Annotated in this window: 12 protein-coding genes; 5 read left to right on the plus strand and 7 right to left on the minus strand. The window is 71.8% G+C overall.

The genetic code is table 11. From position 1 onward, the window contains the following. The 3 genes from AC1DY2_RS07835 to AC1DY2_RS07845 form a co-directional block, all read left to right on the plus strand. A partial coding sequence (locus AC1DY2_RS07835; RefSeq protein ID WP_476761906.1) for a DUF2868 domain-containing protein occupies positions 1–954 on the plus strand: 954 nt, incomplete at its 5' end. Next, entirely contained in the window at positions 951–2489 is a 1539-nt protein-coding gene (locus AC1DY2_RS07840; protein ID WP_476761907.1) for a DUF3482 domain-containing protein, read from the plus strand. The genes AC1DY2_RS07835 and AC1DY2_RS07840, both read left to right, overlap by 4 nt. A gap of 149 nt (positions 2490–2638) precedes the next feature. Then, complete coding sequence (locus AC1DY2_RS07845) at positions 2639–3772, plus strand: hypothetical protein (RefSeq protein WP_476761908.1); 1134 nt, start codon at positions 2639–2641, stop codon at positions 3770–3772. Positions 3773–3820: 48 nt separating this feature from the next. Here the strand turns inward: AC1DY2_RS07845 and AC1DY2_RS07850 are convergent, their stop codons facing one another. Then, positions 3821–4096 (minus strand): DUF1876 domain-containing protein, encoded by a 276-nt coding sequence (locus AC1DY2_RS07850; RefSeq protein WP_476761909.1) that lies wholly within the window; start codon positions 4094–4096, stop codon positions 3821–3823. A 219-nt stretch (positions 4097–4315) separates the two neighbouring features. Between AC1DY2_RS07850 and AC1DY2_RS07855 the strand changes: the two genes are divergently transcribed. Beyond that, a complete protein-coding gene (locus tag AC1DY2_RS07855; protein WP_476761910.1) occupies positions 4316–4561 on the plus strand; it encodes a hypothetical protein in 246 nt (81 codons plus the stop codon). Positions 4562–4852: 291 nt separating this feature from the next. Here the strand turns inward: AC1DY2_RS07855 and AC1DY2_RS07860 are convergent, their stop codons facing one another. Then, positions 4853–5878 carry an NADP-dependent oxidoreductase gene (locus AC1DY2_RS07860; RefSeq protein WP_476761911.1) on the minus strand — a complete coding sequence of 342 codons (1026 nt, stop codon included), beginning with the start codon at positions 5876–5878 and terminating at the stop codon, positions 4853–4855. A gap of 7 nt (positions 5879–5885) precedes the next feature. Next, positions 5886–6980 (minus strand): alkene reductase, encoded by a 1095-nt coding sequence (locus AC1DY2_RS07865; protein WP_476761912.1) that lies wholly within the window; start codon positions 6978–6980, stop codon positions 5886–5888. Positions 6981–7085: 105 nt separating this feature from the next. On the opposite strand from AC1DY2_RS07865, the gene AC1DY2_RS07870 reads away from it, so the two are divergent. Then, positions 7086–7574 (plus strand): MarR family winged helix-turn-helix transcriptional regulator, encoded by a 489-nt coding sequence (locus AC1DY2_RS07870; protein ID WP_476761913.1) that lies wholly within the window; start codon positions 7086–7088, stop codon positions 7572–7574. A gap of 52 nt (positions 7575–7626) precedes the next feature. On the opposite strand, the gene AC1DY2_RS07875 is transcribed toward AC1DY2_RS07870, so the two are convergent. The 4 genes from AC1DY2_RS07875 to AC1DY2_RS07890 form a co-directional block, all read right to left on the minus strand. Then, positions 7627–7827 (minus strand): hypothetical protein, encoded by a 201-nt coding sequence (locus AC1DY2_RS07875; protein ID WP_476761914.1) that lies wholly within the window; start codon positions 7825–7827, stop codon positions 7627–7629. 40 nt (positions 7828–7867) lie between these two features. Next, entirely contained in the window at positions 7868–9538 is a 1671-nt protein-coding gene (gene qcrB / locus AC1DY2_RS07880; protein ID WP_476761915.1) for a cytochrome bc1 complex cytochrome b subunit, read from the minus strand. Beyond that, positions 9528–10850, minus strand: coding sequence for an NAD(P)/FAD-dependent oxidoreductase (locus tag AC1DY2_RS07885; RefSeq protein WP_476761916.1), 1323 nt, complete (start codon positions 10848–10850; stop codon positions 9528–9530). The genes qcrB and AC1DY2_RS07885 overlap by 11 nt, the downstream gene beginning before the upstream one ends. A gap of 126 nt (positions 10851–10976) precedes the next feature. Continuing rightward, the coding region (locus tag AC1DY2_RS07890) for a DUF4232 domain-containing protein (RefSeq protein ID WP_476761917.1) at positions 10977–11415 on the minus strand (439 nt) is incomplete at its 5' end.

Here is an 11415-nt window from a genome sequence, read left to right on the forward strand (position 1 = left end):
CCGCTGTACGGAGCGCGGGCCGCGCGCGTGCTGCACCTCGCGGCGGCGGCGACCGCGCTCGGTGTGATCGCCGGCCTGTACACGCGCGGACTCGCGTTCGAGTACCGGGCAACCTGGGAGAGCACGTTCCTCGGTGCCGAGCAGGTGCACGCGCTGCTGTCGGTCACGCTCGCGCCGGGCTCGTGGCTCACCGGCATCCCCGTGCCCGACGTGGCCGCGATCGAGGCGATCCGCGCGCCCGCGAGCGAGAACGCCGCGACGTGGATGCACCTCATGGCCGGCACGGTCGCCGTCGTCGTGATCATCCCGCGGCTCGTGCTCGCCATCGTCGCGGGCCTGGTCGAGCGCCGCCGCGCCACGAACGTCGCGCTGCCCCTCGACGAGCCGTACTACCGCCGGCTCGTCGCCGGGTGGGTGGGTGAGCCGACGCGCGTTCGTGTCATCCCCTACAGCTACACCCTCACGCCCGAGGCGCGAGCGGGGCTCGAGGCGCTCGTCGCCCGGGCCTACGGCAACGCCGCCGCGACCATCGATGCGCCCGTGGGGTGGGGCGACGACGAGTGGGTGAGTCCGGTGACGGAGGCCGCGGGCGCGCGTTCCACCGGCGCCRTCGAGATCCGCCTGGCGCTGTTCAGCCTCACGGCCACGCCCGAGGGCACGGCGCACGGCGAGTTCCTCGACGCCCTCCGGGCGGGCGGAGGTCGCGCCGCGGCATCCGGAACCACCGTCGTGCTCGTCGACGAATCCGCGTTCGTAGCGCGCTGGGGTGGCGGCGACTCGCGCCGCGAGGAGCGCCGGGCGGTGTGGCGCGAGCTGATCGAGGCGCACCGTGGCGTGCCGGTGTTCGTCGACCTCGCCGACCCCGACCTGGCGGCAGCCGAGGCGCAGCTCGCCGACGCGGCATCCGCCCACGACGGCGACGCGACGACGCCCGACTCGGGGCGGCGGCGATGACCGAGCACGAGGCATCCGCTGGGCTGAGCCTGCCGAGCAGCCCAGACCCGAACCGACTGAGCATTGCGGGCCTCGACGCCGGCGCCGTCTCGCTCTCGCTCATCTCGCACACGAACGCAGGCAAGACGACGCTCGCGCGCACGCTGCTCGGACGCGACGTCGGCGAGGTGCGCGACGCCCCGCACGTCACCGCCGAGGCGACGCCGTACCCGCTCGTGCAGACGGCCGACGGCGACCTGCTCACGCTGTGGGACACCCCGGGCTTCGGCGACAGCGTGCGACTCGCGCGCCGGCTGCGGCAGGACCGCAACCCCATCGGGTGGTTCCTGTCGCAGGTGTGGGACCGCTACCAGGACCGCGTGCTGTGGCTCAGCCAGCTCGCCGTGCGCAACGTCGCCGAGCAGGCCGACGTGGTGCTCTACCTCGTGAACGCCGCCGAGGCGCCCGCCGACGCCGGCTACCTCGACTCCGAGCTCGAGGTGCTCGAGTACATCGGCAAGCCCGTGCTCGTGCTGCTGAACCAGACGGGTCCACCGCGCGAGCGTGCCGTTGAAGAGGCGGATGCCGCGCGCTGGCGTGCGGCGCTCGCGTCGTCGGGGCACGTGCGCGAGGTGCTCGCGTTCGACGCGTTCGCCCGCTGCTGGGTGCAGGAGTTCACACTGTTCGACACCATCGAGCCGCTGGTTCCGGATGCCTCGCGGCCGGCGTTCGCCCGATTGTCGGCCGCCTGGCGCGACCTGCGGATGGACGAGTTCTCCGCGGCGATGGCCGCGCTCGCCGGGCCGATCGCGCGGGCCGCCGTCGAGCGCGTGACGCTGACGCCGCCGTCATCGAAGTCGGAGTCGCTCGCCTCGCGCGTCGGTGGCTCGCTCGGCCTGCCGAGCCCGGGGCGAACGCAGGCCCGAACGGATGCCACCGATCGCATGGCCAAGCGCCTGCAGGGCGACCTGCGGCAGGGCACCGAGCGGCTCATCGCGATCCACCGGCTCGAGGGGCGGGCTGCCGACGAGGTGCTCGAGCGGGTGGCGGGCGACATCCGCGTCGACGCACCGCTCGACACCACCCGCACGGCCGCCGTCGGCGGCATCGTCTCGGGCGCGCTCACGGGGCTGGGCGCCGACCTCATCGCGGGCGGCCTCACGTTCGGTGCGGGCATGGTCGCCGGTGCCATCCTCGGCGCGCTCGGCGGCGCAGGCGTCGCGCAGGGGGTCAACGTGGTGCGCGGACGCGACGAGTCGAGCCTGCGGTGGGAGGAGGCGTTCCTCGACGGGCTCGTCACGTCGGCGGTGCTGCGCTACCTCGCTGTCGCGCACTACGGCCGCGGTCGTGGCGCCTGGCGCGAGGGCGAGTACCCGCCGCACTGGCGGCCGATGGTGGTCGACGCGGTGGTGGCCGAGGGGGATCGGCTCGCCGTGATCTGGTCGCGCCGCGCCCAGGGCGAGGAGACGCTGCACCGCGAGCTCGAGGAGGTGCTCGGCGACATCGCGCTGGGGCTCCTCGACGACCTGTACCCGGGAGCGCTCGACGAGGAGTGAGCGTCGCCCTCGTCGCCGGTCGCGCCGCCGAGAGCGCGAAACCCTCGGCGCCAGTGAAGCCGGATGGCTTCTGCCGGTTGCCGCTTCGTGCGGAGAGGAGTAGGACAGGCCCGGGCGCGCAATGGAGCTCGCCTGGAAGGTAGCCGACGATGCGAACCCGAATCCTCGTCTTTGTCCTCGCGGTGGGCGCCCTGTTGTTGCCGACCGCAACAGCCGCGAACGCGGTAAAGGTGAGCGCCGCTCCCACCCTCACGATGCTCGGCACCCTCGGCGGCGAGGTGAGCTATCCGGTCGCGGTCAACGACCGAGGCCAGGTCGTCGGGGTGTCCGAGACCGCCGACGGCGAATTCCACGCGTTCTTGTGGGACGACGGCGTGATGATCGACCTCGCCCCGGACTACTTCGCCAGCGCCGCAGAGGACATCAACAACAAGGGCCAGGTCGTGTTGCAGCGGGCGCCCGAAGGCGGACCAGTGGAGTCGGTGCTCTGGAGCCGCACCGGCGAGATCTCGCTCGGCATCGTCGACGCGCGGTTGGTGAACGAGAAGGGGCAGGTCGCCGGCACCGTGCTGATGACCGACCCCGCAACGGGCGAGTCGAACACGAACCCCTTCCTCTGGGAGCGGGGCGTGCGCACCGACCTGGGGCCGATTCCCGGGTGGGGCACCGACAGTCGCGTCATCGACCTCAATGACAAGGGCGTGGTGCTCGGCGCCGGCCTCTCACCCGAGAGCTTCGAGCTGGGCTTCGTCTGGTCGGGCGGTGCGGTGACTCCCATCGGGGATCCGACCGCGTTCGGCGGCAACGGCGTCGTCGACCTCAACAACCGCGGCCAGGTGCTCGGTGCCAGCTTCCTCAACGGCGCGTTCATCTGGGAGTCGGGCGTCTTCACCTACCTGGGATCCATTCCCGGCCGCCTGCCGTCCGAGCCCGCGGCGATCAACGAGGCCGGGTGGGTCGTCGGCACGAGCGGCATCGAAGGCGGCGACGAGGTGGCGTTCCTCTGGCACGACGGCGTGTACACCATCGTCGGGCCGGACGGCACGGCAAGTCGCGCAGTCGACATCAACGACAAGGGCCAGGTCATCGGCACGTACTGGCGGGCAGTGGGCGAGGACCTCGAGGCGGGCGCGTTCCTGTGGCAGAACGGCGAGGTGTTCGACCTCCGCGAGGGCATCGACAGCGGCGTCAACGTCTTCGACATCTCCGAGAAGGGCCACATCATCGGCACGGTTGGGTTCGTCTCAGGGGCGATCCAGGCCGCGATGTGGACGACCCGGTAGATGTGGACGACCAGGTAGCCGGGCGGAGCGGCATCCGCTTGGCGTGAACTAGCGGTGCAGGTGCGCCTGCTCGCCGGTGGCGCCCTTGATGTCGTTCTCCGTCGTGTGCAGCAGCCGCTCGGCGAGGTTGCGCAGCGCACGGGCGACCGCGAGCTCGTCGCCGATCTCGGGCACGCGCGGATCGTGCGGATTGCGCTGCGCCGTGCCGACGCCGGTCACCAGGTGGCCGGCCGGCGTGCTCAGGGTGAGGTGCGCCAGCGTGCTGTCTTCGTCGTCGTCTTCGTCGATCTCGACCGTGATGCTCCACTGCTTCGTCGCAGACATGGAACTCACCACCTTCCGGTCTGGTTCCAGGGGTCAGCGTAGTCACCTGCCGCACGCGCGGCGAGGGTGGTCTCGGTAGCTGATGCGCAGCGGCATCCGTGACGTCAGTAGCGCGCCAGCGCAACATCGGTAGTCGCTGCCGATTCGCGGGATCCCTCGCGAGAGGAGTGTGGTCTCAGGCGAAAACCGCCACCACACTCACCCGAAGGGAACGGAACCATGGACCTCGCAAACGGTTACCTGGCCCACACCATGCACGAGCAGAACCTCGCTGCGGCTGACCGCATCAACGCGTACCGCCGCCGGGTTGCGGAGCGTCGCGCGCTCGAGGCGCAGTCGGCGTCGACCGCGTCGACCGAGATCGCGTCGGCCGCACCCGACCGCTCCCGCTGGGACCGCATGGTCGCAGCGTTCACCCCGAGCGGCTCGCACGGGCACCCGGCCACGCTCCCCAGCCGGCCGTGACGGCCGAGCCCACCCAGCCACCGACAACTCACTGACTTCTTCGACTGAAAGGAGGTGCGCGATGTTCGCCACCATGATCCTGCTCGGACTGCTCGCGGCGACGGCGGTCACGTCGTCGCTGGTGCAGTTCCGCCGCGACGGCTACCGCCGCACGCCGGCCATCTAGGCCGAAGCCTCGATCCGCCTGATGCGCCGATGCCCTGATGCCTGCAACGCCGAACGGATGCGCCCGCCATGGGCGCATCCGTTCTGGCGTCTGGGTGGCGACGGCGGATGCCGCGTGCTCCGGCGCTACCGCCGGTCGCCGCCATCCTCGCCGTCGTGCGTCGGCGTGAGCACGACCTTGCCTCGGAGGGCGCCGGCCTCGCCGAGGGCGTGCACGGCGGCGAGCTCCTCGAGCGGGTAGTGCGCGCTCACGTCGACGCGCAGCTCACCGGCGTCCACGAGTTCGGACAGGTGCGCCAGCTGGGCGGCGTCGCTGCGCGTGAGGATGCTCACGGTGCGGAGGTCGGTGCCGGGCGGCACCTCGCCGGGCGTCGTCGTCGAGACGAAGACCCCACCGGGCTTCACGAGCGAGACGAGTGCCGCGGTCTGCTCGGGCGACGTGCGCACGAGGTTCAGCACGACGTCGACGGGCTCGGTCACGGCGTCGACCACGGAGGTCGTCGTGTAGTCGATGACCTGCGACGCGCCGAGTGCGGTCACGGCGTCGCGGCTTCGCGCGCTCGCCGTGGCGATCACGGTCGCGCCGGCCGCAGCGGCGAGCTGCACGGCGAAGCCGCCGACCCCGCCTCCGGCGCCGTTCACGAGCACGCGCTGCCCCGCACGGACGCCGCCGTGCTCGACGATCGCCTGCCAGGCGGTGAGTCCGCTCGAGGCGAGGGCCGCGGCATCCGGAAGCGGAATCGAACGCGGCGCCGGGGCGATCAGCTCGGCGGGCACGACCGCGACCTCGGCGGATGCGCCGGGGCGGGTCATCGGGAGGAACGCGACGATGTCCTGGCCGACGAGGTCGGGCGAGACCCCCTCGCCGGCGGCGACGACGGTGCCACTGACGTCGATGCCCGGCACGTGGGGCAGCTCGACGGGGAACACCTCGGTGAGGTAGCCGGCGCGGATGGTGGCGTCGACCAGGTTGAAGGTCGTGCCCGCGACGCGGACGAGCACCTCGCCGGGGCCCGCCTCGGGGCGGGGGAGCTCGACGGGCTCGAGCACGGTCGGCTGGCCGTAGTGGGTGTACTGGATGGAGCGCATGGTGGTGGTGTCCTTCGTGGTGGTGTTCGTGGTCGTGGTGGTGGCGGTGTTCGTGGTGGTCATGGCCGGCTCAGGCCGCCAGTCGCGGGTAGTCGGTGTAGCCGCGCTCGCCGCCGCCGTAGAGGGTGGCGCGGTCGGGCTCGTTCATCGCGGCTCCCGCGGTGATGCGGTCGATGAGGTCGGGGTTGGCCAGCGCGAGGGCGCCCACGCTCACGACGTCGGCCAGGCCGTCGCGCACGTCCTGCGCACGACGCTCGATGTCGGCGCCGGCGCGGTTGAGCACGAGCCCGGTGGGCCAGCGGTCGCGGATGCTGCGGAGCAGCGCCTCGTCGCCGAGGTGCACGACGTGCAGGTAGGCGAGGTGCAGCGGGGCGAGCGCCGTGACGAGCGCGGGGTAGAGCTCGGCGACATCCGCCTCCTCGATGTCACCGAGGGGGCTTCCGGGGCTGATGCGGAACCCCACGCGGTCCGCGCCGATCTCGTCGGCGACGGCCGTGGCCACCTCGACCGAGAAGCGGACGCGTCCGGCGATGTTGCCGCCGTAGCCGTCGGTGCGGCGGTTGGCGTTGGTGCTCAGGAACTGCTGCAGCAGGTAGCCGTTCGCCCCGTGGAGCTCGACGCCGTCGGCGCCCGCGTCGACCGCGAGACGCGCGGCCCGGCGGAAGTCCGCGATGGTCTGCGCGAGGTCGGCCTCCGTCATCTCGCGCGGCACGGGCATCGGCTGCGGGCCGGTCGCCGTGAACATGTCGCCCTTGGCGGCGACGGCCGACGGCGCGAGCGGCGTGCGGCTGTGCGGGGTGTTCGAGGGGTGGGCGACGCGGCCGACGTGCATGAGCTGTACGACGAGGGTCGATCCGGCCTCGTGCACGGCGTCGGCGACCCGGCCCCATGCCTCCGCCTGCTCCTGGGTGTGGATGCCCGGCGTCGCGAGGTAACCCTGTCCGTCCTGCGACGGCTGCGTGCCCTCGGTGACGAGCATGGCCAGGGAGGCGCGCTGCGCGTAGTACTCGCGGGTGAGGTCAGTGACCAGTCCGTCGCCGGTCGCGCGGCTGCGGGTCATCGGGGCCATCGCGATGCGATGCGCCAGCTCGATGCGGCCGAGGCGGGTCGGCGACCACAGCACGTCGGCCGACGTCTCGGTGGGGGCGGGGTGTGTAGCGGTCATGTTCGATTAACTCCTTCGAATTCGAACTATCTGATACTCGACACAACGAGCGCCACGCCAGATCTATTTCCAATTCGAACAAGTTTTTGCCGTACGCTTTCGGGCATGCCAGACGTCACCGTACCCCCGGCCCTGCCGCCGGAGTTCGGCGTCTACTTCGCCCTGCTCGAAGTCAGCGCGCTCGTGCAGCACGGGGTCGAGGGCCAGCTGCGGCGCGACGGCGGCCTCAGCTTCGTGCAGTTCCAGATCCTCGCGATCTGCGGTGAGGATCCGTCGTCGCCGAAGAGCATGACCGACCTGGCCGACCGGCTCGTGCACAGCAAGAGCGGCCTGACCTACCAAGTCGGCCAGCTCGCGAAGGCCGGACTCGTGGAGCGGGTGCCGTCGCCGCGCGACGACCGCGGCGTGAACGTGACGCTCTCACCGAAGGGTGCCGAGCTGCTCGAACGGGTGCTGCCCGGGCACGTCGAGGTCGTGCGCGAGGTGCTCGTCGACGCGCTCGACGACGCCGACCGCGACGAGCTCACTCGCTTGCTCGGCACGGTCGTGCGCCACATGCGCTCCCGGCCGCCTCGCTCGGCGCGGCGGGCCTGACACGGATGCCGCGGCCGAGGCTTGTGGTCAGCCCCGGCAGTCGCTGGTCGGGCTACTCTTCGACGCCCGGGTCTCCGCCGTCGAGGCCGCCGTCGGTGGAGTCGGTGAGCGGCTCGGCGTTGCCGGGCGCCGCAGGCTGGTCGGTGTCGGGCGTGTCGCCACCGGGCTTCGAGTCCTTGGAGCGGTCGAGTGCGGCCTCGTCGAGGTCGGCCTGCTCGGGCGTGCCGCCGTTCGGCGTGGTGGAGTCGGTCATCGGTCGTCCCTCCGTTCCGATGGGCGCGCGCGTCGCGTCCTCATTCCACTCTGGGAGCCTGCCCGACCTGCGACAAGGGCTTGACCGCCGGCAGCTCCGCCGGCCCCACCACGACCCGATCCTCGAAGAAGAACCGCGACAGCCGCACACGCAGCCGCTGCGCGACGGTGACCCGCCCGCGCTCGTCGGGAGCCAGCGTGAGCACCCGCGGGGCATCCGGAACCGCGATGCGCCAGCGCTCGGCCTCGCTGATCGGGCGGTGCACCTCGATGTACTCGCCACCGGGCAGGCGCACGATGCGGCCGGTCTCGTAGCCGTGCAGGAGCAGCTCGCGGTCCTTCTTCTGCAGCGCCAGGCACACGCGGTGGGCGATGAAGAAGCCGAGCACCGGCCCGAGCACCACGAGCACCTGCAGCACGAGGATCACGCCCTCGAACGTCAACGAGAAGTGCGTGGCGATGAGGTCGGCGCTGCCGGAAAGCCAGAGCACGCCGTAGAACACGACCGCGGCGACGCCGATGCCGGTGCGGGTCGGGGCGTTGCGCGGGCGCTCGAGCAGGTGGTGCTCGCGGTGGTCGCCCGTGATCCACTCCTCGACGAACGGGTAGACGGCGACGAGCAGCAGGTACGCGGTCACGACCGCGAGGGGCACGAGGATGGCCAGCGTCCAGGTGCGGTCGAGCCACTCGAACTCCCAGCCCGGGGGCACCAGCCGCAGCGCGCCGTCGAGGAATCCGGTGTACCAGTCGGGCTGGCTGCCGGCTCCGGCGCTGCCCGAGTCGGCAGGGCCGTAGAGCCAGATCGGGTTCACGGTGACCGCCGCCGAGACCAGCACGAGCAGGCCGGTGACGATCGCGAAGAGTCCGCCCGCGCGGGCGGCCGCGACGGGCATGGGGTCGCCGACCACGTTGTCCTCGGTGCGCCCGAGGCCCGGGAATTGCGGCGGCTCGTGCTGCCACGCGGCGAGCCCGCGCAGCGCGACGAGCAGGATCAGCAGCGCCGGGAACACCGCCACGTGCAGCGGGTACAGGTGCTCGATGACCTCGCCCGGGAACTCGCCGCCGAACAGCAGGTACGACAGCCAGGTGCCCACGACCGGGATGCCGAGCGCGATGCCCTCGGTGATGCGCAGGCCCGTGCCCGACAGCAGGTCGTCCGGCAGCGCGTAGCCGCTCCACCCGGTTGCAAGGGCGGCCACGAAGATGAGGAACAGCAGCACCCACATGCCCCGCCGCGGCCGCCGGAACGCGCCCGTGAAGAACGTCGTGAGCAGCTGCATGATGATCGCCGCGGGCAGCAGCAGCCCCGCCCAGTGGTGCGCCTGGCGGATGAGCAGCCCGCCCGGCAGGTCGAACGTGATGAACATGGTCGACGCGAACGCCTCCGACACCGTCGCGCCGTGCAGCGGCAGGTACCCGCCGGTGTACGTCGTCTCGTCGCTCGAGGGCGTGTAGAAGAACATCAGCAGCACGCCGGTGACCATCAGCACCACGATGCACGCGAGGGTCACCACGCCGAACAGGTTCGTCCAGTGCCGCGGCACCGTGCGCCGGCGCGCCTCGGCCTCGACGTCGCCGACGCGGTGGCCGAAGAACGTCAGGTTCCGGATGCCGCGGGCGAGCCGGTCGCTCACGGAGGGCCGCGGCATCCGTCGCTCAGTGGTCAGCGGCTCGTCGAGCGTGGGCTCGGCGTGCCGGCGGTCAACGGGCATGAGGGACACCTCCTGAGACGAACGCCTCGCGCGGCTGCTGCACCGAGAGCAGCGACACGATGTCGCGGCCGAGCACGAACGCGGTCAGCCACACGACGAGCACCCGGATCTTTCGCTCCCACGTCGGGATGGCCAGCACGTGGTAGCCGCGGTGCATGAGCCAGGCGAGCCAGCCGGTGATGACGAGGTTCTTGTACTGGAAGATGCCGCGGCCGAGCCCGAGCGTCGCGACGACACCGAGCGAGTCGTGCCGGTAGTCGCGCGGCTTCTCGCCGTGCAGGGTCGCGGCGATGTTGGCGGCGAGGCGCTTGCCCTGTCGCACCGCGTGCTGTGCGTTCGGCACGGTGAGGGCTCCGGATGCCGCGACGGCGAGATCGGGCACCGCGGCGTTGTCGCCGGCGGCCCACGCGTCGGGTACTGGGGCATCCGCCGTGCCGACCTGCAGGTCGGGGCGCACGATGACGCGGCCGCGCTCGTCGGTGGGAAGGTCGGTGTGCTTCGCGATCACGGGATGCGCGGCGTTGCCGGCCGTCCACACGATGAGGTTCGCGTCGAACTCCTCGCCGTTCGAGAGCACCACGTGCCCGTCGACCGCCGACATGACGCGGGCGCTCAGGTGCACGTGCCCGCCGCGGGCGCGGAGCGAGTCGACGACCCAGCGGCCCGGGGCATCCGTCACCTCGGGGAGGATGCGGTCGTTCGCCTCGACGAGGTGGAACGCGAGCTCCGAGAAGCGGATCTCGGGGTACGACTTCAGCAGCGCCGTCGCGAGCGACAGCAGCTCGCCGAAGCCCTCGACCCCCGAGAATCCGCCGCCCACGAACGCGAAGGTGAGCAGGCGCCGACGGTCGGGGCCTGGCTCCATGACGGATGCGCGGTCGAACGCGGTGAGCAGGCGGTCGCGGATGGCGACGGCCTCCTCGACGTGCTTCATGCCGATCGCCACCTCCTCGGCGCCCGGGATGGGCAGCACGCGGGTGACCGCGCCGGCGGTGACGACGATGAGGTCGTAGTCGACGGTGAAGTCGGGGCCGTCGGCCGGGCGCACCGTCACGGTCTTGTCGGCGTGGCTGATCATGGTCGCGCCGCCGGCGATGATGCGCGTGCGCTTCAGGTGGGAGCGCAGGGAGACCGCCGCGTGGCGCGCCTCGATGGATCCCGCGGCGACCTCGGGCAGGAACGGCTGGTACGTCATGTACGGCCGCGGGTCGATGATCACCAGCTCGGCCTCACGCGGCTTGAGGCGCTTCTCGAGCTTCCACGCGGTGTAGAACCCGGCGTACCCGCCGCCGACGATCACGATCCTGCGCATGTCCTCCTCCTTGTGTCTTCATCAGTTAAGACACCGGAGGGGGGTGATTTGTGACAGGTTCGGGGAGGTCGTTCGGCAGGATTCAGTTCTGGATCCCGCGGCTCGCGGCTCCGGGAATCCGCGGGGTCAGCCCTGCTGCACCGCGCTCACGGTGAGGAAGTCGGCGGTGCTCTCGCACGCCGGCACGGGCTGGCCGGTCGAGACGGTGACGGCGGTGAAGCTGTGCGGCGGATACACGAGCCAGGCGGCGCCCTGCACGACCGGGCAGTCGGGGAGCGGGCCGCCGTCGGGGTCGATGTTCACGGCGGTGAGCGGCGCGGCGACGGATGCCCCGGGCTCGAGCGTGAGCGTCTGCGGGTCGTCRTCGCCCACTCGGGTCGCGGCTTCGCCGATCTCGACGCCCGACGCGTCGACCACCGAGACGCCGGGTGCTCCGCGGAGCTCGCAGGAGGTGCTCCCCGTGTTCGTGAACACCACGTTGTAGTCGAGGTGGCCGGCGCTCGAGTCGACGTAGTGCACGTCGACCTTCAGGGCGGCGTCGGCGCACTGGCCGGCGGGCGCGTTG

Source organism: Agromyces sp. P1_H4, assembly GCF_056405255.1.

What these genes read in the sequence shown, in the direction of transcription:
- AC1DY2_RS07840 (WP_476761907.1), top strand. Translation starts at nt 951, where the DNA reads ATGACCGAGCACGAGGCATCCGCTGGGCTGAGCCTGCCGAGCAGCCCA.
- AC1DY2_RS07845 (WP_476761908.1), top strand. Translation starts at nt 2,639, where the DNA reads ATGCGAACCCGAATCCTCGTCTTTGTCCTCGCGGTGGGCGCCCTGTTG.
- AC1DY2_RS07850 (WP_476761909.1), bottom strand. Translation starts at nt 4,096, where the DNA reads ATGTCTGCGACGAAGCAGTGGAGCATCACGGTCGAGATCGACGAAGAC.
- AC1DY2_RS07855 (WP_476761910.1), top strand. Translation starts at nt 4,316, where the DNA reads ATGGACCTCGCAAACGGTTACCTGGCCCACACCATGCACGAGCAGAAC.
- AC1DY2_RS07860 (WP_476761911.1), bottom strand. Translation starts at nt 5,878, where the DNA reads ATGACCACCACGAACACCGCCACCACCACGACCACGAACACCACCACG.
- AC1DY2_RS07865 (WP_476761912.1), bottom strand. Translation starts at nt 6,980, where the DNA reads ATGACCGCTACACACCCCGCCCCCACCGAGACGTCGGCCGACGTGCTG.
- AC1DY2_RS07870 (WP_476761913.1), top strand. Translation starts at nt 7,086, where the DNA reads ATGCCAGACGTCACCGTACCCCCGGCCCTGCCGCCGGAGTTCGGCGTC.
- AC1DY2_RS07875 (WP_476761914.1), bottom strand. Translation starts at nt 7,827, where the DNA reads ATGACCGACTCCACCACGCCGAACGGCGGCACGCCCGAGCAGGCCGAC.
- qcrB (WP_476761915.1), bottom strand. Translation starts at nt 9,538, where the DNA reads ATGCCCGTTGACCGCCGGCACGCCGAGCCCACGCTCGACGAGCCGCTG.
- AC1DY2_RS07885 (WP_476761916.1), bottom strand. Translation starts at nt 10,850, where the DNA reads ATGCGCAGGATCGTGATCGTCGGCGGCGGGTACGCCGGGTTCTACACC.